Annotated in this window: 14 protein-coding genes; 12 read left to right on the top strand and 2 right to left on the bottom strand. The window is 66.1% G+C overall.

Annotated elements, in window-relative coordinates; all coding sequences use genetic code 11:
- Positions 1 to 84 precede the first annotated feature (84 nt).
- The 3 genes from ACW177_RS12140 to ACW177_RS12130 all read left to right on the top strand — a co-directional run bounded on the left by ACW177_RS12140 (position 85) and on the right by ACW177_RS12130 (position 4,097).
- Positions 85 to 606 (top strand): RNA polymerase sigma factor, encoded by a 522-nt coding sequence (locus tag ACW177_RS12140; protein ID WP_492025949.1) that lies wholly within the window; start codon positions 85 to 87, stop codon positions 604 to 606.
- Between the two features lie 85 nt (positions 607 to 691).
- Positions 692 to 1,663, top strand: coding sequence for a FecR family protein (locus ACW177_RS12135; protein WP_492025948.1), 972 nt, complete (start codon positions 692 to 694; stop codon positions 1,661 to 1,663).
- A 76-nt stretch (positions 1,664 to 1,739) separates the two neighbouring features.
- On the top strand, positions 1,740 to 4,097 hold the full coding sequence (locus ACW177_RS12130; RefSeq protein WP_492025947.1) for a TonB-dependent receptor: 2,358 nt from the start codon (positions 1,740 to 1,742) through the stop codon (positions 4,095 to 4,097).
- Here ACW177_RS12130 and ACW177_RS12125 read toward each other — a convergent pair whose 3' ends face one another.
- Entirely contained in the window at positions 4,098 to 4,787 is a 690-nt protein-coding gene (locus ACW177_RS12125; RefSeq protein ID WP_492028116.1) for a VIT1/CCC1 transporter family protein, read from the bottom strand.
- 504 nt (positions 4,788 to 5,291) lie between these two features.
- Here ACW177_RS12125 and ACW177_RS12120 point away from each other — a divergent pair.
- The 3 genes from ACW177_RS12120 (at position 5,292) to ACW177_RS12110 (ending at position 10,134) form a co-directional block, all read left to right on the top strand.
- A complete protein-coding gene (locus ACW177_RS12120; RefSeq protein ID WP_492025946.1) occupies positions 5,292 to 8,255 on the top strand; it encodes a TonB-dependent receptor domain-containing protein in 2,964 nt (987 codons plus the stop codon).
- Positions 8,256 to 8,362: 107 nt separating this feature from the next.
- Positions 8,363 to 9,037, top strand: coding sequence for a response regulator transcription factor (locus tag ACW177_RS12115; protein ID WP_492025945.1), 675 nt, complete (start codon positions 8,363 to 8,365; stop codon positions 9,035 to 9,037).
- An 80-nt stretch (positions 9,038 to 9,117) separates the two neighbouring features.
- Positions 9,118 to 10,134, top strand: a complete 1,017-nt coding sequence (locus ACW177_RS12110) for an AAA family ATPase (protein ID WP_492025944.1) — start codon at positions 9,118 to 9,120, stop codon at positions 10,132 to 10,134.
- Positions 10,135 to 10,280: 146 nt separating this feature from the next.
- Here ACW177_RS12110 and ACW177_RS12105 read toward each other — a convergent pair whose 3' ends face one another.
- Positions 10,281 to 13,073 (bottom strand): M16 family metallopeptidase, encoded by a 2,793-nt coding sequence (locus ACW177_RS12105; protein ID WP_492025943.1) that lies wholly within the window; start codon positions 13,071 to 13,073, stop codon positions 10,281 to 10,283.
- Between the two features lie 179 nt (positions 13,074 to 13,252).
- Here ACW177_RS12105 and ACW177_RS12100 point away from each other — a divergent pair, with 179 nt between their 5' ends.
- The 6 genes from ACW177_RS12100 to ACW177_RS12075 all read left to right on the top strand — a co-directional run bounded on the left by ACW177_RS12100 (position 13,253) and on the right by ACW177_RS12075 (position 26,832).
- Positions 13,253 to 14,701, top strand: a complete 1,449-nt coding sequence (locus ACW177_RS12100; protein ID WP_492025942.1) for a hypothetical protein — start codon at positions 13,253 to 13,255, stop codon at positions 14,699 to 14,701.
- 1 nt (position 14,702) lies between these two features.
- Positions 14,703 to 15,653 (top strand): DUF58 domain-containing protein, encoded by a 951-nt coding sequence (locus ACW177_RS12095; protein ID WP_492025941.1) that lies wholly within the window; start codon positions 14,703 to 14,705, stop codon positions 15,651 to 15,653.
- Positions 15,654 to 15,682: 29 nt separating this feature from the next.
- A complete protein-coding gene (locus ACW177_RS12090) occupies positions 15,683 to 17,362 on the top strand; it encodes a hypothetical protein (RefSeq protein WP_492025940.1) in 1,680 nt (559 codons plus the stop codon).
- Between the two features lie 10 nt (positions 17,363 to 17,372).
- Positions 17,373 to 19,853: a VWA domain-containing protein gene (locus ACW177_RS12085; protein WP_492025939.1), complete on the top strand. Its 2,481-nt coding sequence runs from the start codon at positions 17,373 to 17,375 to the stop codon at positions 19,851 to 19,853.
- Positions 19,854 to 19,856: 3 nt separating this feature from the next.
- Positions 19,857 to 25,334 carry a hypothetical protein gene (locus tag ACW177_RS12080; protein WP_492025938.1) on the top strand — a complete coding sequence of 1,826 codons (5,478 nt, stop codon included), beginning with the start codon at positions 19,857 to 19,859 and terminating at the stop codon, positions 25,332 to 25,334.
- A 70-nt stretch (positions 25,335 to 25,404) separates the two neighbouring features.
- Positions 25,405 to 26,832 (top strand): sensor histidine kinase, encoded by a 1,428-nt coding sequence (locus ACW177_RS12075; protein ID WP_492025937.1) that lies wholly within the window; start codon positions 25,405 to 25,407, stop codon positions 26,830 to 26,832.
- The last annotated feature ends 22 nt before the right edge of the window (positions 26,833 to 26,854 follow it).

Genomic DNA, 26,854 nt, shown 5'->3' with positions numbered 1-26,854 from the left:
AACGCGGTTGCCGCAGGCGGCGCAGCGACCCACGATGCGCCGGTGAACTCTCCCCCTGGCCCCTCGCAGAACGACCCGAGCCCGATGGCTCGGCAGGGGCTGGCGGAGGCCTGGTTAGAGGCCCGCCCGGCGCTGATCCGGTTTTTGACGGCGCGCACCGGATCGTCCGCCACGGCCGAGGACCTGGCGCAGGATGTCTGGCTGCGGCTCCAGTCGATGACGGAGGAGGCGGCGGCCGAGGTGCGTCACCCGCAGGCCTTCCTCTATCGGATGGCGGCCAACCTGGCCTTGGACGCCTCCAAGGCCGAACGCCGCGCAGGCGTGCGCGATCTGGAATGGCGACGCGCCTGCGTCGCCGACGACGCCGGCGACGCTGAGGATGCGCCGTCGGCAGAAGACGCTGTCTGGGCGCGGCTGAAGCTGGAGAAGGTCGTCGCCGCCATCGACCGGATGCCGCCCAAGGCCGCCGAGGCCTTCCGCCTGCACAAGATGGCCGGGCTGAGCCAGGCCGAGGTGGCCGAGCGGATGGGCGTGTCGCGCAGCGCCGTCGAGAAATACATTTCGGCCTCCCTGAAAGAGCTGCTGCTCAGGGTGGGCTGGCCGTGAAGACGCGATTTCGCCATTTTTCATTGAGGGTGCGGCGCGGCCGCGTCGTCTCTCCCTCGAAGCCCCTTCGGGCCCGGACCGGATCATGACCCAGGACGCCGTCATCAAGGACGAGGAGATCGCCGCCCAGGCCGCCGCCTGGGTCGTGCGTCTGCGCGCCGACGACGTGACGGTCGAGGACTTCGACGCGGCGACGAACTGGCTGGACCAGGATCCCGCTCATCGGCGCGCTTTCGACGAAGCCGAGGGTCTGTGGGCGGCGACGGATCACCTGGTGCAGGCCCAGGCCGCGCCCGTGGTCGATCTGGCGGCCCATCGCGAGCGTCGCAAGGGTATAGACCGCCGTTGGATGGTCGCCGCCCCGGCGATGGCGGCTGCGCTTGCCGCGGCCGTGTTCCTGGTCCCCATGATGCAGTCGGCGCCGATCGTCGTCTATCGCACCGCGCCCGGCGAAACCCGCACGGTGTACCTGGAAGACGGATCGCGGCTTCAGATCAATGGCGGATCGACTCTGTCGGTGAAGATGGAGCGGGGGCGCCGATTGGTTCACATGGATCAGGCCGAGGCGGTGTTCGATGTCGCGCACGACGCCCGGCGGCCCTTCCTGATCGATGTCGGCGAAAGCCAGGTGCGGGTGGTCGGCACGGCCTTCAACATCCGCCGTTCGGCCCAGGATACCGAAGTCTCGGTGCTGCGCGGAATCGTGGAGGTCAGCGATGTGGACAAGCCCGCCCGCAGGGTCCGTCTCACGGTAGGTCAGGCGGTCAGACGCGCCGACGCCGACGACCGGATGACCGTGGAGCCGGTCGATGTCCGCACCGCCGCCGCCTGGACGCAGGGCCGGCGCGCCTATGATGATCGACCGCTGAGCGAGGTCGCCGCCGATCTCAGCCGGGCCTTCGCCACGCCGGTGACGGTGGCGCCGGACGCGGCGAATCTTCGTTTCTCGGGCGTTCTGCTGCTGGATGACGAGGCCGCGGTGATCGACCGGCTCGAGCGTTTCCTGCCGATCAAGGCGACTCGCGGGCCGCAGGGGGTTCGTCTAGAACGACGGTGAACCCCGCTTCGGACGTCGCCCCTTGGTAAGAGCAAGTTTCAGCGCCCTCGTCTTCGTTTTTGGAGCGACGGCGCCTATGGCTGCCCAGGCCCAGGCCCAGGCCCAGGCCCAGGCGCTGGATCGTTCGCGAGTGGCGGTGTCGGTCGCGCCGCAGCCGCTGCGGACCGCTCTGCTCGACTTCGGGCTTCAAGCGGGCGTCAGCATCGACGTGTCAGGAACCGAGCGGTGCGGCCCAAGCCGAGGGGCTCGCGGGCGTCTGTCGGTCAATGCCGCCCTGTCCCGGCTGACGCTGGGCACGCACTGCGTCGCCAGCCCTGTCGGCGTCGGCGCCTGGCGGATCGTCCGCCTGACGCCTTCCGTCCCTGTCATAGCGAGGCCCATGCCGGAGGCGCCCCAATCCGCCCCGACGATGCTGGACGAGGTGGTGGTGACGGCCACGCGGACCGACAATCTGCTGTTGTCGCGGGCGCCTTACGGCCTGTCCTCGCTGGATGGCGTGATGCTGGAGCAGGCGGGTGCGACCGATCTCAATGACGTGTCCGCCCGCGTCGCCGGCCTGACGGTGACGAACCTGGGACCGGGGCGGGACAAGGTGTTTATTCGCGGCATGGCGGACGGCCCCGTGGCGGGGCAGGCGCAGAGCCTCGTCGGCCTTTATCTCGACGACGTCCGTCTGACCTATGACGCGCCCGACCCGGCGTTGAGGCTGGCCGATATCGAACGGGTCGAAGTGTTGCGAGGGCCGCAGGGCGCGTTGTACGGCGCGGGCTCAATGGGCGGGGTGGTGCAGGTGGTGACCCGCGCGCCGGACCTCGGCGGCTTCTACGGTCGCGCCAGGGTCGAAGGGGCCCTGACATCCGGCGGTTCGCCCAGCGACGCGGTCGAACTGATGATCAATGCGCCGGTGGTTCAAGACCGTCTCGCCGTGAGGCTGGTCGGCTATGACGAGACCGTCGGCGGTTATGTCGATGATCTGGCCTTGGGTATCCAAAACGGCGGCGTCCAGAACGGGGGCGGCATGCATCGCCAGGGCTTGAGAGCGGCGGCTCTGTGGCGCGTCAATCCGGCCTGGACCCTGCGGGCGGGCTTTTTGGCCCAGACCATCGATATCGACGACAGCCAGTATGCGACCGTGGGGAGCGACGCCCCCTACGCCCGGCGTCGCAGCCTGACCGAACCCAGTCGCAACGATTTCGACGGGGTCTGGGCGTCGGTGGACGGGGACCTGGGCTGGGCGCGTCTGCGTGCGTCCTCGAGCGTTCAGTCGCACGGCCTCGACGCCCGTTACGACGCGACCCCTTCAGCGGCCCTGTTCGGCCTGATCGGTACGGCGGCTCTGGATCAATCCGATGACCTGTCGGCCGCCGTGCACGAGATCCGTCTGAACGGTGATCGCGGCGCGCGGCTGAGCTGGAGCGCAGGACTGTTCTTCTCGGAATACACCCATAACCGCACCGTCGCCGTGTCGGACGGGCGGGGCGGGGCGGCGGTCCTGATCCAGCATCGCCGCGATCACGTGGACGAGGCCGCCCTGTTCGGCGACGCGGTCTATGGTTTGGGCGACCACATCAGGATCACCGCCGGCGCCCGGCTGTTTCGCATCGGCGTCGAGCATCGCAGCGAGACCGAGGGGACGCTGGAGACGTTCTCGGGCGACGAAGCCCTGGTCGACGTCGTTCCGCGTCTGGTGCTGGAGTATGATCAAGGGCCCTTCGTCTTCTACGCCTTGGCGACGGAAGGTTATCGCGGACCGGGCTTCAACGCCGGAACCCTCGGCGCCGGCGATCAGCAGCCTGCGCGGAGGGTGCGGCCCGACAAGATGGTCGCCGGGGAGCTGGGCGCGCGCTTCCGTCTTCTGGACGGGCGGCTGCGGGGGCGCGCCGCCGTCTTCGTTGCGGACTGGAGCGACATTCAGTCCGACCGCTTCGATGACCGTGGCCTGCCCTTCACCGCCAATCTCGGGGACGGCCGTAATCGGGGGATTGAGGGCGAGATGGAGTGGCGCGTCGGGGCCTGGACCCTGGACGGCCACGCGGTGGTCAATGATCCCGAACTGACGTGGCCCGATCCGGGTTTCGCCCTGGGAGACGACACCCGCCTGCCGGCCGTCGCGGACTTCAGCGTTCAGGGCGGCTTGGTCCATGAGGCCCGGCTGGCGCGCGCGACGGTGCGCTCTGAGCTGCGCCTGGGCTATGTCGGTCCCACCGATATCGCCCTGTCGCCGACATCGACCGGCGCATCGGCCGGGTATCTGAGCAGCGAAGTCGGCGTCAACGCCGAGATCGGCCGCTGGGGTGTTCGGGCGTCTATCGACAATCTGTTCAATCGCAGCGACGACACCTTCGCTTTCGGCAATCCCTTCTACGCATCGGGCGATGTCAGCACGCCGCTGCGACCGGTCACCGGACGTCTGGCGCTGACCGCGCGGTTCTGATCAGGCCGCCACGCCGAACAGGCGTCCCACCCCGGCTGTGATGGCCATGGCCAGAGCGCCCCAGAAGACTACGCGAACCACCGAGCGTCCGACCGGCGCACCCCCGGCCCTGGCCCCCAAGGCGCCCAGCACGGCCAAGCCGATCAGCGCCGACCCTGCGACCCACAGGCCCAACCCCGCCATCGGGGCGACGGCCGCAACGATCAGGGGCAACGCCGCGCCGGCCGAGAAGGTCACGGCCGAAGTCAGCGCCGCCTGGATCGGCCGCGCCGTGGTGATCTCGGAAATACCCAATTCGTCACGCGCATGGGCGCCGAGAGCGTCATGGGTCATCATCTGTCGCGCCACCTCGGTCGCCAGGTGCGGGGCCACGCCGCGCGCGATATAAATCCCGGCCAGCTCTCGCAATTCCGCCTCATGATCGCCGGCCAGTTCGGTGGCCTCGCGCGCCAGATCGGCCTTTTCCGTGTCGGACTGCGAACTGACCGAGACATATTCACCGGCCGCCATCGACATGGCCCCGGCTGCGAGCCCCGCGACCCCCGCGACCAGAATGCCGCCATGACTGGCGGCGGCGGCCGCCACCCCGACCACGAGGCTGGCGGTCGACACCAGCCCGTCGTTGGCCCCGAGCACCGCCGCCCTCAGCCAGCCGATACGATCAACCCTGTGGGTTTCCCTGTGCGCCATCATTGTCGTCTCCACCCCACAATGGGCGCGCGCCTGCGAAGCAAAGCAAGCGGTTGATCCCGGAGTGGCGCCCATATCGGTGAGATGTCCCGCACAAATTAGGGGACATCAGCCCAGCTCAGATGAGGTGCGCTGGGGTCAGCAGGGGGCAAATCCGCTCCCGCCCTCTTCCCTAAATCAAACGCTCGCTGGATATGGCGGCCTCGATAATCTCACCGAGTCCGGACTGGCATCGAACGTGTCGCTCGCCGTCTCCAGATGGCCGCATCCGGCATGTTCATTGCGCGAAAACAGCAAAAATTCGTCATCAGGCCGATCTGGCCTGCTGGGGGCCAGTTTGGTGCAAGCTTGACGACGTAACGGTGACGGTGTCGCGACGTTATGGGGTCGATGCAGTCGTCTGGGGGCGATCCTGCGACCGACCTCGTTGCGGCGGAGGTGATCGTTGCAGCTGGCTTGGCTGGCAGGGGGGATGAATTGACTGCACGGGTGATGAGTACTTCAGTGTTGGCCCTGATGCTTTGCGCATCGGGGGGCGGCGCTTTCGCGCAGTCTGCGCCGGTTTCCACAGAGGCGACGCTTGAACAGGCGGCTCGAGACGCCGCCGCTCAGGAGCGTTCGCAATCATTGGCGGAGCCTGAGACCGCGGTTGTCGATGCGGTCGAGGTGACGGGCAGCCGGCTGCAGAACGGCGACGTCACGTCCAAGGTGATCGTGATCACCGAGGAAGAGATCAAGGCGCGCGGCGTGACGAGCGTAGAAGAGCTGATCCGGACGCTGCCGCAGAACCAGGCGACGATCGGTTCGGTGACGAACGAGAGGTCGCGGGGGCCGCTGTCCGATCGTAAGGCGGATGTCTCGCAACTGGGATCATTGGGTGTCGCCGCCGCCAACCTGGGCGGCATGGGGGCGGGCAACACCTTGATTCTGGTCAACGGCCGTCGCGTGGCGGGCGCCGCCGGCATCGAAGACGGATTCGCCAACCTGAACGGCATCCCGCTGAGCGCAGTGGAGCGCGTCGAGATCTCGCTGGGCGGCGCCTCGGCAGTCTATGGTTCGGACGCCATAGGCGGCGTCATCAACTTCATTCTGAAAAAGGACTATGTCGGGGTCACGATGACGGCCCAGCACGAGTATTCCTCTGCTGACGCCGACAGTGACCGGTTGAGCCTCTATGCTGGCTATGCATGGGGCAGTGGCAGTTTGTCGGCCACGCTCGATTATTCTCGCCGGTCCCCGATCAATAACTACAAGACCGGCTACGTCACGGAGAATTACTCCAGCTACTATGACGGAGATCCGACCTACGACCTTCGTACCTTCAGTCGTGGATTGCAGCCGGGCGTGATCAGCAACACCCAGTACGTCTATGACCCCGATTTGGGGTACGACGTGCCCGTGGCGCAAGGCATCACGGTTCGCCCCGGAGTGGTCGGGCGTCCGACGCTCGACGACATGATCACTGTTGGGTCGGAAGCCCTGCCGGACTATGTCCCCGAACTCGCCGGGCCTGAGACGGAAAGTTACAGTGGAACCTTCAACTTCGAGCAGAAGTTGACTGACAAGTTGTCGATTTTCGCTACAGGACTCTACACAGAAACCACCAATGTGCAGGAGTCGTCGTTTGACAGCGGCCTGACCGTTACGCTCGCGCCCGGTCAGTATTATAACCCGTACTCCGCCTATTATTTCAGCGAATGGGACCCGGGCGTATCGGTGTCCTATGATCCGGCGGCGGAAATCGCCGACGGCGTATTGCCGACGGGCCAGTTGTCAAACACCAGCAAGTCGTGGAGTTTCAATGCCGGTCTTGCCTATCAGCTCAACAAGGACACCAAATTCGAGCTGCTCTACACGACCTCGTCTTCTGAAACGGATGGGGATAAGCGAGTATTTGGTTCGCTTGTCAGCATTGTCGAGGATTCGTCGTCGCCAACCGGCTACGGCTGCTATAACTTCATGCTGGCCAACAATCGGTACAGCGGTGAAAAACGCGAGCGTATGCAGGCCGCCTTTGATCGTCAGTGCGAGGCGTTGACGAGCACGGACCCGGATACAGCCTTCAATCCGTGGAAATCGACCACGGACGGCGGCGGTTCGAGCGTGGCCGACTTCTACTATGTCGATGAGGTCGAGCAGCGGGAATCCGTCCTGCAAAATATCGAAGCCCGTCTGAGCGGCGTTGCCTTGACCCTGCCGGCAGGCAAGGTCAGCTATGTAATCGGGGCCGAGTACAATGACGACGGCGTGGACAGTGATGAGGTGAAGGTCCTTACGGGCGAGGCGGTCAACCGTGATCGCTACGCCTTCTTCGCTGAGACCCAGGTTCCGGTCTTTGGGCCTGACTTCAATGCGCCCTTCGCTCATTCCCTGACCCTTAGCCTGGCGGCTCGCCGCGACAGCTACGTCACTGAAGGCGCTGTCGGGACGGTCGATGGGGTGGCGATCGACGCTGGCGGCGTGCTGGTTTACGACAAGAGCACCTTCACACGCACCACGCCCGCCATCGGTATGCGCTGGGAGCCGGTGAAGGATCTGGCCTTCCGCGCGCGTTGGAGTGAGGGCTTCCAGGCGCCGCCGTACAGCCAGATGTTCGACGTCACCGGCTCAACGACCTATACGACCGTCATCTACGACGATCCGCTCTATTCCTGCATAGGTTGCTATAAATATGCTCCGGATCGAAACGCCTATCAGGTGCCTATGACCACGGCGCCCAATCCGGATCTGAAACCGCAGACATCCACTCAGCAGTTGTATGGCATGACCTGGCGGCCGACCGGCGCCCTGGAAGGCCTGAATGTGGACGTCTCGTACAGCAAGACGAAGATCGAGAACGAATACGCCGACCGCGCGGATTTGCTATCCTTGATGAAGAGCACGGACGTGCTGCGCATGGAGCAGTTCTACCCTCGTGATTCTTCCGGCAAGATCATCTCCGCTCAGAATATGATCTTCAACATCTTGGGGTCTGAATACGAGTCAATCACCTACGAGGTGAGCTATCTCTGGGTGACGGGGCTGGGCACATTTGAGCCGAAGGTCACCTATCTCGACAACTTGAAGTCGGAACGCCAGGCGCTCGCAACGACCGAACCGGTTTCCTCTCTGGGCACCGTTCTGGGGGTTGATGAGTACAAGGTGGTGGGATCAGTGGGTTGGTATTACCACGATCTTAGTGCAATGTTGTGGGCCAATTACACGCCAAGTTACTTGAACGATTATGAAACTAACATGTATGCTGGCGTCATTGATAACCCGGACTACATCAAAAAAGTTGACTCCTTGCTTACGTTCGATCTGACGGCGGCCTGGCGTATCAATAACGATATCCGGATGAACCTTGCCGGACGGAACATATTTGCGGAGGATCCGCCCTTCGTGGTGGTCGAGGGGCGTCCTTATGATACAGCCCGCTACAATGCTGCGGGGCGGACCTTCTCGATCGAGTTGCAGTACGCCTTCTGAACCGGCTGGAGATGCTCCGTTTCGCCGGAGCATCTCCAGGCTCTGGCCTCCGGCGCCGCGTCAGCGCTAATGTGAGGCTTAGCCGTTCTGGTGGGCGGGAGCGTATGATGCGTCTGTTGTTGGTCGAAGATGACGCCGATGTCGCCGAGACCCTGGTGCTTTATCTTGAGAAGCAAGGGTTTGTCGTCGATGTGGCTGGGACGCTCGCCGTGGCGCGTGATGCGTTGAACGACGGCGGGTTCGACCTGGTGCTGGTGGACCGGGGGCTGCCCGACGGCGACGGCGTGTCCTTGATCGCCTATGCCGAACAGCGCAACCGACCTCAGAGGTTCATCGTGCTGACGGCCCTGACCTCGGTCGATCACCGGGTGGAGGGGCTGGAGTCCGGCGCCGAAGACTACATCGCCAAGCCGTTCGAACCCCGCGAGTTGTTGGCGCGAATACGCACCGCCCTGCGGCGCACGGTCGAGACCCGGCGAGAGACCCGCAAATTTGGGCCTCTGATGCATGATCTGGAAAGCGGGGTCTTCTTCATCGACGAAGCGCCCCTGACCTTGCGGCGGACAGAAGCCTTGGTGTTGGAGGCCCTCATGGCCCGGCCCGGCGCCGTCATCCAGCGCGAGACCCTGGAGGCGCGGGTGTACGGTTACGACAAGATGGTCAACGCCAACTCGCTCGAGTCGCAGATATCGCGTCTGCGGACCAATCTGGCGCGCCGCACCGATCAGGTTCGGATCCAGGCCGTGCGCGGCCTGGGCTATTGCCTCGTCGGCGAAGGCTGAGCCCTTTTCTCCAAACCTGCCAGCCTGGTGCAAGCCTGGCATGCGATGTGATCCCCATGCCTTACGAGTCCGGATCTTCCATGACGTCTCAAGACGATGTCGCGCGCGCCCGCCGAGATGCGGCCGAGTTCAAGGAAACCTTCATCCGAATTCGCGCCGAAGTGGGGCGGATGATCGTGGGGCAGGCGGATGTCGTCGATGGCGTCCTGACCGCCCTGATGGCCGGCGGCCATGTCCTGCTGGAAGGCGTGCCCGGATTGGGCAAGACCATGCTGGTGGCCTCGATCAGCCGGGCCATCGATCTGCCGTTCTCGCGGATTCAGTTCACGCCGGACATGATGCCCGCCGATATTGTCGGCACGACCGTGCTGACCGAAACCGAGGGCGGCGGCCACGAACTGACTTTCCAACAGGGCCCCATCGTTTCAAACCTCGTTCTCGCCGACGAAATCAACCGCGCCACCCCTAAGACCCAGTCGGCCCTGCTGGAAGTGATGCAGGAGCGGCAGGTCACCGTCGGGCGGCGCACCATCAGAATGCCCGAGCCCTTCTGCGTCATGGCCACACAGAACCCGGTGGACCAAGAGGGCACCTATCCGTTGCCCGAGGCGCAACTGGACCGGTTTCTGTTCAAGCTCGTGGTCGGTTATCCGTCCGAGGCCGACTATCACGCGATCATCGATCGCACGACCGCCGGCCACGACGTGGTACTGAACCCCGTCACCGACGCAGAAACGATCCAGCGGATGCGCGCCGTAGTGCGCCAGGTGCCGGTGACGGAGACGGCGAAGACCTATGCCATTCGTCTGGTGATGGGCACCCAGCCTGGCAGCGACTATGCGCCAGACAGCGTCAACCGCAGCGTGGCTCTCGGCGCCTCGCCCCGCGGGGTGCAGAGCCTGATGCTGGCGGCCAAGGTTCAGGCCTTGCTGGACGACCGGTTCGCCGTCAGCACTCACGATGTCGCCGCCGTCGTCATGCCGGTGCTGCGTCACCGTCTGGTGGTCAACTTCCACGCCCAGGCGAACAACTTGTCGCCGGACGCTCTGCTGGAGGACGTCCTGGCCCATGTGAAGCGTCCGTACGCAACCGACTGATCGGTCCCTATCAGTCATTACCGTCGCCGAAGCGCCGCAGGGGGCTGCTTTCCCTGCGGCGCTTTTCTTGTGGGGTTCAGAAGCGTCTGGACAACTGACGGCGGATCACGGCGCCGTAGGTAGCGCCAGGCGGCGATCTTCCGCGCCTATCGCTCGCGCTTGCCGTAGACGTCCCACACCTCGACTGCGCCGAGGTTCAGGGCGCGGACGGAGGTTTCAATTTTGGCGAGGTCGCCGACAACGACCCAGGTCAGTTGGTCGGGACGGTAGGTCTGGCGGGCGACGGCGTTGACCTGATCCAAGGTGACCGCCGCCAGCCGCTCGCCCGACGAAGCGGCGCGGTCGTAGGGCAGGCCGTAGGCGGCGGAATCGATGATCGAGCCCAGGAAGGCTGCGTTGCCCGAGAAGGCGCTCGGCAGGGCCAGGATGCGGGCCGTTCGGTCGCGGTCGATTTCCTCCTGGGTGGCGGGATGATCGCCGACATAATCGACCAGCTCCTTGCGAATCTCGATCATGGCGTCTGCCGTATGATCGGCCTCGATCGAGCCGTTGGCGGTGAAGAGGCGTTGGCCGAACGGCGCGTCGGAAACGCCGCCGGTGAAGCCATAGGTCCAGCCCTTGTCCTCGCGCAGGTTCATGTTGAGCCGGCTGTTGAAGCCCGCCCCGAGGACAGCGTCGGCCAGCGCTTCGGCGGCGGACTGGTCAGGATCAAAGGCGCCGACGACATGGCCCACGGTCAGGCTGGTCTGGGCTGCGCCGGGCGCATCGACCAAGATGACCCGGCCGGGGGAGCCGGCGGCAGGCGCGACCGTCGCCAGCGGGGTCGGCGTCACGGGGCGCCAGTCGCCAAAATGCTTCTGCGCCAAGGCGCGGGCCTGATCCAGGGTGATGTCGCCGACCAGATAGAGGGTGGCGTTGTTGGGGCCCAGTTCTCGGTCGTGAAACGCCCGGATGGCGTCGCGGGAAATCTCGGCGGCGTCCGTTCGGGCGCCGATCCGTCCATTGCGGTGGCCGTCGCCCCAGATGGCGCGCGCGTAGATCGGCCCTGCGGCGTTGAAGGGATTGCGTTCATAGGCCTCGAACTCCGGGCCGACGGCCTCGATAGCGCGATCGACTTCACGCTGCGGATAGACGGGGTGACGAACGACCTCGGCGGCGAGGCCGAAGCCTTGGTCCAGATTGGCGACCAGCATGGACCATCTGACGCCGCTCTCGCGATCTTGCGCGCCGCCGTTGAGCCTTACCCCGATCCGGGACGCCTCGCGGCTCAGCTGCTCGGCGTTGTAGCGGTCGGTTCCGGCCGGCATCAGAGTGACAGCGCGCTCGGCCGCCCCGTGTCCATAGGCGTCCTCGGCGAGCGACCCGGTGGCGAACTGCAGGCAGGCCTCGACCACGGGCAAGTTGGGACGGCGGGCCACGACCAGCTTCAGGCCGTTTGACAGGGTCGTCTCCTCCACAGCCGGAAACTGGATCCTGGTGTCGGCGGGGCCCGGGTCGGGCATGCGGGTGGGGTCGGCGACCTCAGACGCATCTGGCGCGGCGAACGGCGTCGGCGACGGCAGCTGGATCAGTTCGTAATAGGGACGCGACAGGGTGCGGGCGGCCAGGTCGCGCACTTCGTCGCGGTCTGCGCCGTTGATCCAATCACGTTGTTTGAGGAAATAGGTCGGGTCGCCATGGATGACCTCGCCGTCAGCCAGCCAGGCCCCGATGGCCCCGCTGTTTTCAAGCATGCGCAACAGGGAGAGATCGGTGGCGGTAACGACTGTTTCCAGTCGGTCGGCCTTCGGCCCGTCGGCGTAGAATTTCGCCAGCACCCCGTCGATGGCGGCGTCCGCCGCATCGGGCGATACGCCGGGCTTGAGCTGAACCGACAGAGCGAAGGCGCTGGCTAACAGACCCTCGTTGACACTGGCCGAGACGCTCGTCGCCAGGCCCAGGTCTTCGACGAGGGTGTCGTGCAATGGGGTGCCCTTGCCACCGGCCAGACTGCGCGCCGCGAGCTGGAGCAGGGTGTTGTCGCGAGATGCGTCGCTCGAAAGAGGCCAGGTGCGGCTGATCGAGGCGGCAGGGATGTTCTCGTAGACCACATCGCGATGAACCTCGGGCGCCGACGGCGTCCAGCGTTCTGTGCGGCTGATCGGCGCGCCCTGGCGGACGGCGCCGAAATAGCGGACGACCTTCTCGCGCGCCGCAGCAGCATCGATGTCTCCGGCCAGAACCAGGACTGCGTTGGAGGCCCCGTAGTTCGCGTCGAACCAGGCCTTGACGTCATCCAGGGACGCCCTGTCCAGGTCCTCCATCGCGCCGATGGTCGTGTGGGCGTAAGGGTGACCGACGGGATAATAGCCGCGCAGGAACTGAGCTTCCGAGGCCGTTCCGGCGCCGAGTTCCCTTTGACGCTTCTCGTTCTTGACGACGGCGCGTTGCTCGTCGAGCAGCGCCTGGGTCATGCCAGTGGACAGATCGCCCATCCGGTCCGCCTCCATCCAAAGCACGCGATCAAGGGCGTTGGACGGCGCCGTCTCGAAATAGTTGGTATAGTCGGTCGTGGTGCTGCCATTGATGCCGGTGGCGCCGACGGCTGCCAGCGGTGGGAAATATTCAGTCGGTCTATGGCGCGTCGGTTGGAACATCAGATGTTCGAACAGGTGGGCAAAGCCGGTTCGGCCTTCTGGCTCGTCCTTGGATCCGATCTTGTACCAGACACCGACGAAGACGGTCGGCACGGTATGATCGGAATAGACCAGGGTAGTCAGGCCGTTTGGAAGGGTGAAGCGTTCATAGGGAATCTGGACCTTGTCCAGTTTGGCGGCTGGTTCGGCGCCCAGTTCGGCCCCCAGTTCAGGGCGGGCCTGGGCGAGGGCTGATGTCGAACAACCGCTGAGCAGAAGGGCGGCGAGCGCGACGCTCGCCGTTGTCTTGACGAATGAATGCACGGTCGATCCCCGAATATGGCGCTCTCTTGCGTCCACCAAACATGCGAAGCTTGCCCCAGCCTTGCCCGCTTGGTGGCGCCCGTCCTTTCGTCTGCACCCGGACGCCTCGTAAGGTTGGTGCAAGCTGAGAGGCCTACGGATTTCAGAGCGTTGTGCGTACACGGTTCAAGTTGGGGCGAATGAGGCAGGGAGGCGAAGGGGATCTACGACTGCGTCTCGACGCCCTCGAGACCAAGGGCGAGCGCCTGATCTCGGAACGCGCCCGCGCCGACGCCTTGGCGCGCGCCCTGGCCTGGGCGGCGCCGGCCTCGGTGATCGGAGGTGGCGCGCTGGCGCTTTCCGCCCTCGTGGTCCAGCCCTCCTTGCCGTCAGCCTTGGTCGCCGTCTGCCTATTGCCGCTGGCGGCCGGTGGCTTGATCTATTTCCGCGCGTGGCGCGCTCATACAGCCGAACGCTCCGCCGCCTTGGCGCAGCTCGACCATCGCTTCGGCATCAAGGACCGGATCCAGACCGCCGACGAGTTCGAACGGGTCGCCCGACGTTCGTCATTTCAGGCCGCCGCCCTTGAGGAGGCGTCCCCGTGGCTTGATCGTGCGGCGGCTGCGTCGGTCCCGTCCGAACCGGTCCTGAGGTTGAGGTGGTCACGGCTATGGCTGTGGCCTGTGCTCGCCCTCATGCTTGTGACCCTGGCCTTCTGCATGTTGCGGATAGGGTCTGCGGTCGGTTTGGTCGCGCCCGTGGCTGAGGCGGGGGAAGGCGCTACGCCCGCCGCGGCCGGCGCGGCTCCGTCCGATGGCGCATCTTCTCTGGAGATGTTTGAGGCGGCGCAATCGCGGGCCGCTGCTGCGCGTAGCGATGGTGCGCCGGGCCCGGACGGAGATGGGGCGATTGTGTCGAAGGCCTTGGCGCGACTGGCGGCCTTGCTCAATCCTGATCGCAGTTCCGCCGGAGGATCGCGGGACGCCGGACGGTCCGGCGTGGCCGGCGAAGCGGCGGCGGGAGGCGGAAAAAGCGCAGGGCGTGGCGCCCAGGGCGCGGCGGGGCGCGGCGGATCGCGCGGCGCCGGCGCGGGCGAACCCCAGATCGACCGGTCTTCGTCCGACGACCAGACCTCGGCCGGCGAAGCCGGCGCTGAGGATCAGTCCGATGTCGCGTCCGCGCCCGCGAGCAACAGCCAAGCCTCTGGTGGACGTCAGGACGCGCCCTCGGCCCGACAGGCTGAGCCGCCGCGTTCCGGGTCGAACAGCAGCCAGGGCGAGCGTCAGGAACCGGGCGGACGCAGCAGGCGCGGTGATCAGGGCCAGCAGGGCGGCGAACAAAGCGGCGGCCAGGGCGAGTCCGGTCGACAAAGCGGCGCCGACGCCGGCGCCAAGAAGGGGCGCGGCGTATCCAGTCTGCTGCTCGCGACGCCGATGCAGGATCGGTTAGCCGGGATGGCCAGTCCTGGGCGGACCTCCACTACGACCCGCGATGGCGCTCCCCAGGCCTTCCCGGTTTCGCCGGGACAGGCCGGCGATCGGGGGATGGCCCGTAACGAAGCCGCACGCTCGGCGCCCCGCACGACCTCGCCGCAGGACCAGCGACTGACGCGCGACTATTTTACCCAGCGCAATGCGGGCGGCCGCTGAAATGGTGTTCCGCAAGCGCGCCGTCGCACCACGCGACAGGGATCTCGCCCGCGCACTGAACTTTGAGGCATTGTTCGACCCGGCCTTCCTGGCGGCGCTCCAGCCGTTTTCCTTGAGGATATCGCGGGCCCAAAAGGGCGGGCGGCTGGCCGAGCAACGTACCAATGCGCGGGGGCAGGGGGCCGAGTTTGCGGACTTCAAACCCTATGTCGCGGGCGATGATTTGCGCGCGATCGACTGGAATGTGTATCGGCGCCTGGGCAAGGTCTTTGTCCGTGTGTTCGAGGAAAGCCAGGACATGCCTGTGTATTTCCTCGTTGATCGGTCGCGCAGTCTCTACGTCGAGCGGCCGCCGCGCATTCATGCCGCTCAGCGCGCCGCCCTGGCCCTCGCGGCTGTGGCGCTTGATCAGCATGATTCCGTCGGCCTGTTTCCCTTCTCCGACACGATGGAGGTCGAGTTCCGCGCCGTATCAGGCAAGGCGGGGCTGGCGCGCGTGGCCCACAGCCTGGCCGGCTACGAGGCTTTGGGCGGCACCGGTCTGGCGGCGGCCCTGGCTCACCTCGGCGGAATGCGCGTGCGTCACGGACTGGTCGTGGTGGTGTCCGACTTCTTCGACGAAGCCGGAATTGAGGCGGTCGTGCGCGGCCTGGAACGGCTGCCGCATCGCCTCCTGCTGGTGCAGATCGTCAAACCCCATGACGCGGACCCCGAGCGACATCCGGACCTGAACGGCGACGTGTTGATGGACGACGGCGAGGTGGAGAGCCCCGTTTCCTTGACCATCACGCCGGACCTGATCGCCCGCTACAAGTCCGCCTACCGTACATTCGACCAGACACTGATCGATTTCGCCCGAACCCGCGGCGCCGGTCTGGTCCGGATCGACGCCGACTCCTCGGTCTTGGAGCAACTGTCGGTCCTGTTTGAAGGCGGAGCGGTCCGACTGTGACTTTCCTGTCCCTTCCGCTCTGGGCCGTCGTGGCCGGCGGCGGCGTTCTGGCGTTCTTGCTGTGGGCGCTGCAGATCCTCAAGGCCCGCCAGAAGCTCGTGCGGGTCGCCGCTGCGGGACTGTGGGCGCAGGCGGCGCGCGTCGCGCCTCTGCGGGTGTTTCGTCAACGGTTTCAGCGTTGGCTCGCCTATCTCCTGATCCTCGTGATCGCTCTGTTGCTTTGGGTGGCGGGAGCTCGGCCAGAGCCGACGCCGGGCCAGGACGCAGCGCGTCATGTCTTTTATCTCGACACCTCAGCGGCGCTGACAGGAGGGGACGACTTTGCACGTGCGCGTCGGGCTCTGATCGCCGACGTGCGCGCGACCCCGTCGTCGCGACGCGCCGTCTATCTGGGCGATCCCACCGGTACACCCCTTTTGCGCCCTGGAGAGAATATCGCCCTGCTGACGCGGCGGCTCGCCGATGTGAAGGCTGAGGCGAGACCTTCGAGTTTCCCTCAGTTCGTCGCCACAGGCGCCGTGGACCCGACCATAGCGCCGTCGAACGGCGAACTGATCCTTCTCCATTATTACGGCGCGTGGCCTGCGTCCGTCGCCGTGCGACCGGCCGCCGGAACACGTCTGATCTGGGGCTATCTCGCCGAGCCTGTGGCTGACAATCGGGGCGTCGTCGCCCTGGGGGTCCGGCCGGCCGCCTCAGGGGCGGCAGGACGCGCGGATATACTGATCAAAGCCATCAATGCCCGAGGTCGGGCTGTGCCGGCAGATGCTCTGCGGTTCAGCCATGATGGTCGCGACCTGGCGGCGCAGACGATCGCGACGTCCGATGGCGGATTGCTGATCCGGGATGTTGCAGCGGACGGCGGTCTTTTCGAAACGCGCTTGGCGCGCGCCGACGCCTTTCCCGCGGATGACCACGCCGCCTTGAGATTGCCGACAGGCGGTGTCCTGAAGGTCGCCCTCTCCTCCGGCGCGCCGGCCTCCGTTCGGCAGGTCGTGGGGCTGGACGCCAGGCTGACCGTCGTCGGCGCTGATCAGGCCGATGTGGTGGTGCGTCTCGAGGGTGAGGCGTTCGGTGTTGGAAAGCCCGCCCTGGTCCTGTCGCGGACCGGTGGACCCGCGTTTCAACTGACCTACGGCAACGACGAAACGGGGGGCGATCTGGAGGTCGATGCTGAGACCCTGGGGCTGGACCGACTTGACGCCAACGCTCTCGCGCGGCGGACAAACCGTGCGGTGACGGTAGTGGCCGGATCCGGGCCGCATCGTGAGTTGTCCGTCTGGGCGACGTTATTCGAGGATGGTCTCGGTTTCACCACGTCCGCCGACTTCCCGGTCTTCGTATCTCGATCACTGTGGTGGCTATCCGATCCGAAGCCTTGGATTCCCTATGCCGCAGCGGGGACGGAGTTGGTCGATCAGTCAAACCTCTACGGGCTGGCGGCGGATCACCGGCTCGCCACGCACGCCTTGAATGGCGCGTTGTTCTTGGGCGCGGCCGGCGAAACCCAGATCGGCGACCTGTCCGTCGTGGCGTCGTTGCTGGACCGCACATCGACCCTTGATGCGGCCCGGCCTAGGCCTGCCGGCGTCACCGTCGAACGCGTGCGTGGACAGGCGCTCGATTTCTTATTCTCCGTGCTGGTCGTGCTGGCTGGCCTGTTGCTGTTGCTCGAATGGCGGCTGCATCAGCGCGGCGTCCTGGCCTGAGGTCCCGACCGTGTCCCTGACCTTTCTTCATCCAGAGGCCGGTTGGCTTCTGCTGCTGACGCCGATCCTGTTCTGGCTCGGACGCAAGGCCTCGCCCGTCAGGCTGGGGCTGCGCCTCGCGGTCTTCGCCGCCTTGATCGCCGCTTTGACGCAACCCAGCCTCATCCATCCGGGGCGGGGCGCGCCTCAGGTTTTCGTCATTGATCAGGGGGATCGGCTTTCGCCGGCGACGCGCGACCAGGTGGGCGAAGCGGTGATCGCGGCTGTCGCTCGCCGTCGCGCATATGGTCCGGTGACCGTGATCCAACGCGGCGGAACGCCTCTCAAGGTCAGAGCCGATCGCTTCATCATGCTGGGCGCCGACGGCGCCGACGGGTCGCTGACCGAGGCGCTGAGCCTGGCGCTCAACCGGTTTGCGGCGGGCGCGCCGGGACGGGTGACCCTGGTCAGCGATGGGCTAAGCGCGGATCGTGACTGGGGGCGCACGGTTCAGGGGCTGGTGGCCCGAGGGGTCGCTGTGGACACTGTGACGCTGGCGACAGGACGACAGGACGCCTTCATCGCCCGCGTCGATGCGCCGGTCATCGGGGCCGGCGAACGGATGTCGCTGCAGGTGCGCCTCGAGGGCGTGGGCCAGGGGCTGTCCCTGGCGGCTTTCAGCGGTGAGCGGCGGATCGCGGCGGTCGGCCCGTTCGATCTGGACGGCGGGGTCGTCGTGCCGCTTTCAGCATCCGGAGAGGCGGCGGGTTATCGACCGGTGCGTCTGGAATTGTCTCGCGACGGCGCGGTTGTCAGTCGTTATCAGACGATCATTCCCGTCCAGGATCCGCTGCCTCTGCTTTACGCCAACAGTCGAGAGGCGGGTGCGGGCGCAGCCTTGCAACGTCTGCTCGGCGACGGGGTGCGGGTCGACGCCCGTGACGCGGCGAGCCTGGGCACGATCAATCTCGGCGATTATCGCGCGGTCATGCTGGACGACGTCCCGGCCTCGCGCCTTCCGGCGCCGACGCAACGGCGTCTGATTGAAGCGGTGCGCGGCGGAGGACTTGGGTTGCTGGCGGCGGGCGGCGACGCGGCCTTCGCGCCCGGCGGTTATGCCGGCACGCCTCTGGCGGCGGCGCTGCCGGTCGAGATCAAGCAGGACGAACTGACCGAGGACCCCAGTGTGGCCCTGGCGGTTGTGATCGACACTTCGGGCTCCATGCTCGGCGCCCCCCTGGATCTGGCCAAACAGGTCGCCCGACTGGCGGTGCGCAAACTGACGCCGGCGGACAGCGTGGGCGTGGTCGAGTTCTACGGCGGACGGCAGTGGGTGACGCCGATGCAGCCGGCGCGGGACATCCCCGAGGTCGAGCGCGCCATCGGGCGTGTTCAGGCCCAGGGTGACAGCGAGCATCTCTTCGGGGCCTTGCAGGAGGCCTATTATGGTCTCCAGGACACCCAGGCGCGGTATCGTCATATCCTGGTGATCTCAGACGCAGGCGTGAACGCCGACCGCTATTCGCAACTGATCCGCCATGTCGCCGCCAATCAGGTCACGGTCTCGACCGTCCTGATCGGCGGAGCCGGCGCCGATAGGGAGGCGCGGATGGCGCAGTGGGCCCGCCTGGGGCGGGGCCGCTTCTATGTGGTCAACGACGAGTTCAATCTGGTCGAGATCAATCTCAAACAGCCGCAGCAAAAGCCGGAACCGGGCGTGAAGCGGGGCGGCTTCGCCTTGGCGTCTTCGGCGCCGGCCTACGGCTGGAGCGATCTGGCGTCCCCGCCGCCAGCGCTGGACGGCTACGCCCTGGCCGGTGTCCGGCCATTGGCGGACACCCTGCTGCGAACCCAGACCGGTGACCCGGTCCTGGCCAGCTGGCAATGGGGGGCGGGGCGGGTGACCGCCCTGATGACCGAACCTTTGGGCGAGGGGACTGAGCACTGGCGTGACTGGGCCGGCTATGGCGACTGGCTGCGGCGTCTGTTGGCGAAGACGGCTGACGCCCGGCCCGACTGGGATGTGCGTCTCGGTCGGACGGGGGGGCGGGTCCTGGTTGTGGCGCAGCGGCTGCGAGGCGGCGGAGAAGTCGCCCCGACCCTTCGTCTTCTGGGGGAAGGCGGCGGGATGGCTGACCGCGATCTTCGCGTCGTTCAACGCGCGCCGGGCCTGTTTACGGCGTCCGTGGACGTTGCGACTGATCGCGCGGTGCGTCTGGATGTCCGCGATAGGCGCGGGACGACACGCGCGGCCTTGCCGTCCCTTGGGGGCGGCGACCTGAATCGTCCCTTGTCGAGAGCGGACACCCTTCCGCTCGACCAGCTCTCTCGCCTCACCGGAGGCGAGGTTCTCGGCACGGTCGCGGCGCTTTCGTCTCAACCGGCGTTCCGGGGAAGGGAGGCTGTCGCGCTCGACCTTTGGGGTTGGCTCTGCTGGTTGGCCTTGGCCCTGTATCTTGCCGACATTCTCTATCGTCGCTGGCCGCCCCGGCGGACCGTTGCGGAAGCTTGACCAATGGCTCTTCACAGTCGATCCGTGTTCCTGGCCCTGGGGCTCAGCCTGACCGGCGGCGTCGCGCCGACGCTGGCGATGACGGCTCCCAATGCTCAGGAGTCGAGCCTTAGGCTTCCGACCGCTATCGAGCCTGAACTGATCGCTGCCAAACGCCTGGACTTCGCCGCAGTTGATCGGCTGTATTCACGCGCCGTGCTTGCCGACGATCTGGCCGCAGTCATGGCGCGCCTGGATGTCCTGACGGCTTCGCCGGACAGGGTCGCGTCCTGCCGGGCCGCCCTGTTGAAGGCGGCGCTTCAATGGCGCGATGGCCAGGCCGAGGCCGCGAGCGACACGGCGGCGGCCGCTCTGATTCACTGCGAGACGTCCGACGCGCTTCTCCTTCGCGCGCGCTTGCTCGACATCCAAGGCCAGGCGGGGGCTGCAACCGGTTTCTACGAACGCGCGCGCGACCTCTCCGACGATCCCGCCGAACGGACCATGATAGAGCGCAGACTGGCCGTGATCGGAGTGACGGGCCGTCGTCTCGACGCCTTGAACGGCCTCGCCCACGTCGATCCGGAGATCGCCAATCGCGCTGCCGCCGTCCTCGGGTTGCTGGATCGACCTGGCGACGCCCTGGCCCTCTATCGGCCCGCCGTCTCAGGGTACGGCGTGGCGGTGCGCCAAACGGACTGGGCCATCACGGCCAAAGATTCTACCGCCGCCGTCTCCGCCGCCTGGCGTGCTTTTGATGCGGCGAAGACGACCGAGGATCGGCTTTATGCCCTTGCGCTGCTGGTCGAGTCCTATCGCGACCAGGACAACCTTGTGGGCGCGGCGGTGGATCTTGCGGCGCACCCGCGCGGACCTGAGGTGGATCAGACGCGCGTCGATGTTCTCCTGGAGTTGGGTCGACACGACGAGGCTGTCGCCTTTGTTCAGGCGAGCGGCGACCCGGTCCTGCGGGCGCGCCTGCTGGGTGTGTTGCGCACCGCCGGACTTACGGACGAAGTCGAGGCGGAGTATGCTCGCCTGATCCGGGCCCAACCCTCCGAACCGCGCTGGACGAACGATCTGGCGGGGTTCTATCTTCAACGCGGCGACACCGACCAGGCGGTTCAGGCGTACCGCGCCTTTTTCGCGGCCAACCGGGCCCGCCCCGACGTCCAGATCGAGGCTGCGCGCCGGATGATCGCCATGGGGCTGGGCGATCACGCCCGCGCCCTGTTGGGTGACATGGCCGCCCAACCGCAACTGGCTGCGGCCGTGCGACGATTTGAAATCGAGATCGCCATCGATCAGGGACGCGACGCCGAGGCCCAGGCGGGGCTGACGGCCTTGCGCTCGCTACGGCCGAATGATGTCGAGATACAGCTCAGCGTGGCCGAGGACTACGAGCGCCTGGGCCGCCAGGATCAGGCGCTGGACGCTCTGCTGTCGATCGAGCGGGCCGGCGGCGTTCTCGACGACGAGCAGCAGGCCCATATCGCCGAACTCGCCTACGCCACCGGGCAGACCGAGGCGGCGCTGGAGCGCTGGCGGAGCCTGTGGGCCCGGACCCAGTTGCCGGCGCGCAAGACCTATCTTCAGCGGCTGATCATCCGGGCGGCCCAGCGGCTTGATCGCCTGGACGTCATCGGCGACGAACTGGAGCAGCGCATCGCCATCGGCGCCGCCGACCAGGGCGAGGTCAATCTCCTGGTCGAGATCCGCATCGCTCAACAAGACGGCGCGGCCGCCGAACGGGCAGTGCGGACCTATGCCGAGCGGTCGAGCGCGCGTGAGGTCCAGACTCTGGAACAACTGGCGTCGGTCCAGGCGCGGATGCGCAATTATGCGGCTCTGAACCAGACTCTGGAGCGGCTTGCGGACGTCGATCCAGTTAATGCCGACGCCTATCTGCGGCGGCTGATCATCAACATCCTACGTTTTCCTGATCCGGTCGAAAGCGAAGCCGACCGCAATGCGCGGATCGACGCTCTGTTGACGCGCATCCAGTCGGCAGGCCGGCTCGACGACGTGGACGCCGCGCGCTTTGCCGCCTCGATCTACACCTCCGGCTATCGCCTGGACGAGGCCTTGGTGCAACATCGGCGCGCCCTGGCTATGGCTCCGGCGAATGTGGACGCCTTGCTGGAGTTCACGGCGGCGCAAAAGGCGACGGGCGCGGTCGCCGAGGCTGCGACCCTGCTGCAATACAAGGCCGAGACCGCGACTGACGAGGCGGCGTTCGTGGCGGCCATGAACGGTCTGCTCGACATTCTGACGTCAGGGGGAAACAAGGCGCCTGTGCCTGCGGACCTGGTTCAGGGCCGGTTGAGTTGGGCTCGGCGCGCCGCCTTCGAGCGAATCCTGACGTACGGTGATGACGTAAGGCTGGCTTCCCTTGTCGGGGACATCAGCCAGGATCGGGGTGACGTCGAGACCCAACTACGCGCGCTTCAGTCTTCGCTCGCCGTGGCGGGGGACCAGAAACCTGCGGTGCTGCGACAACTGATCGCCCTGACATCTCCCGGCGAGGCCGGGCCCGGCGATTCCCGACGCAAGGTCATCTACGGGCGGCGTCTTGTCGCCATCCGCAGGCCCTATCCGCCCGAGGTCTATGCCGATCTGGCCGGCGCCTTCCTGAAACAGGAAGACGTGGCGGGCGCCGAGCGCGCCTTTGCCCTCATGGGGGATATGGACGGGTTGGTGAATGTCGAGGCTCTTCGCGGCCAGGCCTATGCCGACGTCGGACGTAACCGAGAAGCTCTTGCGAGCTATCGCCTGGCGTTGTTGCAGGATCAGGACAACCTCGACCTCCTGGCCCGAACCGCAGAGTTGATGGAGGCCGAGGGCGAGACCGATGAGGCGAGCGAACTTTACTGGAAGGCTGTGAATCTGTTGGTCCAGCGGCAGCCGCTTCGTGTCGTGGGCGACGCGTCGCCCAATCTGGACGCGGCGCAATATGGTCCGACTCTGATCGAGGGTCTGCTGCTGACCTGGCCAGAGTCCAACGACGCGGACAGGCTGTCCGATTGGCGTATGACGTTCGACGCCGCCATGTCCTCGACTCAGACAGATGGTGGCGAGCAGACGCTGGCGGAGGCGCCGCGTCTCGCCCTTGCGGTCACCATCAACCGACGTCTGGCCTCGGCGCTGAATGATCCGGCACTGGCTGGGGCGGAGGCGCGCCTGCGGACGATGTATGCCGCCGACACTGACTACCTTCGGGGACTAGCCGCCTATCAGGCTTCGCCTACGGCGGCGGGGGGCGGGGACGGCGCACTCGATGATCTGAGGCGCCAGGCCCAGCAAACTGGCGAATTTGAACTGGACCTGGTTCTGGCTTTCGAGATGAGAGACCGCGCGCGCGTTCGGGCCATGATGACGCAGGCTATCGCCGAGGATACGCGCTGGCGCGAGGCGCGCGCGCGGGGCGATGTGGGGGCGCAGCCGGGGGGATTGGTCGCGCTGCTGATGAAGGCGGCGGATCTTGGCTCTCCAGAAGTTCTGCGAGAGGACATACTGCCGCCGTTCGAAGCGTATGGCTTCCGTGATGCGGTTCTGTTCGACGTCTACCGGATCGATCCCACGCGACTGGGCCGGCTAGAGGCGGCCGCCGGCCGCCGACTGCTCGAGGATGACACGCTAATCCAATTCCTGGTTACGCGCGGGGGCGATCCTCTTCCGACGGGCAGCGCGGCGTCGCGGCGGCGGGGCGGCGCCAACCCTCTGGATCAGATCGCGGCGCGCTTCGATGAAGACCGCCTGATCAGCGTCTACGAAGTCCTGGTCGAACGGATGGAGCAGACCGGCGAGGTCTCCGGACTACAGGCGGCGGTCGCAGGCTATCTGCTGGATCGACCGCTGTCGGCGGGGCGACGTGATCGGTTTCAGGCGGTGTTGGTTCGCGATATTGGCGGAGACCGGCCCAACGCCCCCAACAGCGTGAGCAATTTCACCCACCTGCTTCTTCGCCTGGATGCGCCCGAAGCGAACAGGGCGCTCTTGCTGCAGGCCGCAAAGGCGGCCGCCGTGCGTTATCCGGACGGCGCCCGTCTTCCTGATGTCCTGGCGGCTTGGTACGCCAATGACCGAACGGCGAGCTTTGAGGCTCTGACCGCCCTGATCGAACAATCCGACGCCCAAAACGATGGCGCCTTGCGAGCCCTGTTGCGCGCCCGGTTTGCGGCCGAGCGTCAGGCGGCGTTCGACGCCTTCCTGGCGCGTTCCTCGGCGACGCGTGAGGAGACCGCGCGCTTTCAGCGTCGCTTCCTCGTCGGTGGTCTGGACAACGGCGGCGGCGATCAAGCCATTCTCGCCGCCTATCGCAAACTCGTTGAGTTCGAGCCGGGCAATGCGAGCTATGTCGCCGCCCTCATGACGCTGCAGGCGCGCGCGACCGACTTCGACGCCTTGGTCCAGACAGTGCGACCCTATTCCGACGCACATGTCGAAGATCAGGAGGCGGCGACCATCCTCGGCTTGGCGTACCGGTTGACGGGGAACGTCGTGGCAGCCGACCACGTGGCGCAGGCGTCGAGCGTCGATCTCGACGACGCCGACTGGATCAATCAACTGGTTACGCGCGCGTCTCAGCTGCACTTTGGCGTGAACAACATGCTCTCCGCCTTCAGCCCGACCTGGGAGGCCTATCAAACTCGGTTCCCGGACGCGCCGGCCGTCCGCGCCCTGGCGGAGCCCGAGCAGGAATGGTCGCCCGTTGAAAGCGCCGACGCTCGTCCGCTGAACGCGCTTGCTGGCGCGCCCGCGACCGACGCTGGCCTTGCTCTGCGCAGGCTTTGGCGGAAGACGGTGCAGCGCGGACGGGTGGATGGCGATGCCGACGACCGTCAGGCGTTGATCGACTCCCTGGCGGACCCGGTCGTCGCCCAATATGGCCCTCAGGTCGCTGAAATCCTGATCAGTCGACCCGAAGTGACGGCCGAGTTGACAGCGGAACTGGCGGTTCAGTCGCCGCAGGCGCAGGGACGCCAGATGCGGCTCTATGCCGTGATCGCGCGCGGCCTGACGGTTGAGGGAACGGCGCAGGCGCGGCTCGCGGCGCTGCAAGAACGCTTCAACGGCGCGCCCATGTCGGTCCATGATCTCGCGCTCTATCTGGCGCTCCTGGAGGCGACGCGGGAAGCGCCCGATGCTGCGGCGCTGGAGGGACTGAAACGGCAGTTGCACGCACTGCCTGCCGCCTCTGCGGGGATGCGACTGGCGGCGGCGCGCGCAGCGGGCCGCGCCGGTGATCTGGATGCGACGCAAGGCCTGTTGCACGCAGCCTTGCTCCAAGCGCTCTACCCGCCCACGGTGATCGAACGCGAGCCTGGCGATCCCCCACCGACGGAAACCGATTTTGTCGATGCCGTCATGACCCTGCGAAATCCTGCCGATAGGCGTCGAGCATATGACGCCCTGAAAACCATCCTCGACCGTCAGGCCGAAAGAGCGTTGGACGTCCGGTTCGGACCACTACCGCCTCTGTCTCTGAACGCCGCGCCTTAAGACGGGCCGTTTCGTCAAAACGCGCGCCAGGCTAGGCTGTGCGCTGACGCCGACAGGCGAGGAGAATGGCTTGGGCTTTAACCTGAAGACCCTGCATCGGTCGATGTTCGGCCAGATGGCGCTCATCACCATTCTATTCGTGGGGTTCGGCGTCTATTTCTTCACCATCCGTCCGCTGCTGTCGGTCGAGCCCAGCGGCGTCGCGGACCCGTTGGATCGTACGGCGTCGAGCGCGTCCGAGGCGCTCAGCCGCTTCGCCCTAGCTGAAAGAGAAAAACCGGGATCTGGCGGGGATTTGGCGGCAAATCCGGTGTTGCGCGACCTGCAGTCGCATAATCCGCACTTCCGCTATTTCGTGCGTGTCAATGGACGCAACTACCGCCAAGGCGAGGGGACACCCCTTTTTATCAGCCTGGCGTTCGACCGGCTGGAACGTCAGAATCTCTCTGCGGTTTATCCAGATCTTTGCCTTCACACGGCCCGTAGCGACCTAGGGGGGAGAGGACGGAGCTTCCTCGCCTATGCCGACTGCAATGGGCAAAGAAGTTACTACGAGTATGCGGGCGTTGAGAATGCGACGACCGGCGCGGTGGTCAGCTCGGCCAAGCTCTATGGCAAGTTCATCTGGAGCTATGGCGGCCTCTTCCTGTTCACCGTCGGCGCCGCCTTCGTCGTTTTTGCCGTGATTTTATTGATCAACATGCTGCGGATCCGTCGCGTGGCGGCCCTCGCGCGCGATCTCGATCCAGACGATTTGCAGGGGCTTTTCCCAGAGCGAGGACTTCCGCTCGAAGTCACGCCCCTGGTCACCGCCCTGAACCAGATGATTGTTCGTGTGGACGAAGCCCAGCGTCGGCAGCGGTTTTTCCTTTCGGCCGCCGCGCATGAGATGCGGACGCCGTTGACCGTGCTGCGCACCCGTCTCGAGATCATGGATGAGGGCGCATTAAAGGATAAGTTGATCTCCGATGTTCGACGTCTGACGGATCTCGCCAACAAGCTGCTGACGCTGATGACGATCGGCGAAGCCGAAGAGGCGATGCGCGAGACCGATCTGGTGACGATCACGGGGCGGGTTGTCGGCGAGCGTGAGACCGTCGCCCGACGGCGGGGGTTGGACCTTCTGTTCGAGCGGGAGGTGACTCGCCATAGGGTGTGGGCCGATCCGGGTCTGGTCGAGACCGCGATCGGCAATGTGATCGACAACGCCCTGTCTTTTTCCGCCGAGGGGCAGGGGGTGACGGTTCGTCTGGACAAGGAGGGTTGGGTCCGCATTCGCGACCATGGGCCGGGCATTCCGCCCGAGCAGGTCAAGGATCTGTTCGAGCCCTTCACGCGCTTTTCGACGGGGCGAAGCGGCTATGGTCTGGGGCTTGCGATCGTCAAGGCGGTGATCGAGCGGCACGAGGGGCGGATTGAGGTCAGCGCGCCGCCGGGCGGCGGCGCGGAGGTTGCCCTGCGTTTCGAGCCCCTCGCGGACCCCGCCCTCAAGGCATGAGGCCGTGCGTCCGGCGCCAGCT

Source organism: Brevundimonas sp. AVps23W, from assembly GCF_058681395.1.
Note: the sequence above shows the minus strand (reverse complement) of the source record. Positions and strands in the feature narration are given on the sequence as shown.

Excerpts from the sequence above, each read along its gene's own strand:
- ACW177_RS12140 (WP_492025949.1), top strand. The coding sequence starts at position 85 with ATGGCTCGGCAGGGGCTGGCGGAGGCCTGGTTAGAGGCCCGCCCGGCG.
- ACW177_RS12130 (WP_492025947.1), top strand. The coding sequence starts at position 1,740 with ATGGCTGCCCAGGCCCAGGCCCAGGCCCAGGCCCAGGCGCTGGATCGT.
- ACW177_RS12135 (WP_492025948.1), top strand. The coding sequence starts at position 692 with ATGACCCAGGACGCCGTCATCAAGGACGAGGAGATCGCCGCCCAGGCC.
- ACW177_RS12110 (WP_492025944.1), top strand. The coding sequence starts at position 9,118 with ATGACGTCTCAAGACGATGTCGCGCGCGCCCGCCGAGATGCGGCCGAG.
- ACW177_RS12080 (WP_492025938.1), top strand. The coding sequence starts at position 19,857 with ATGGCTCTTCACAGTCGATCCGTGTTCCTGGCCCTGGGGCTCAGCCTG.
- ACW177_RS12095 (WP_492025941.1), top strand. The coding sequence starts at position 14,703 with ATGGTGTTCCGCAAGCGCGCCGTCGCACCACGCGACAGGGATCTCGCC.
- ACW177_RS12100 (WP_492025942.1), top strand. The coding sequence starts at position 13,253 with ATGAGGCAGGGAGGCGAAGGGGATCTACGACTGCGTCTCGACGCCCTC.
- ACW177_RS12125 (WP_492028116.1), bottom strand. The coding sequence starts at position 4,787 with ATGGCGCACAGGGAAACCCACAGGGTTGATCGTATCGGCTGGCTGAGG.
- ACW177_RS12115 (WP_492025945.1), top strand. The coding sequence starts at position 8,363 with ATGCGTCTGTTGTTGGTCGAAGATGACGCCGATGTCGCCGAGACCCTG.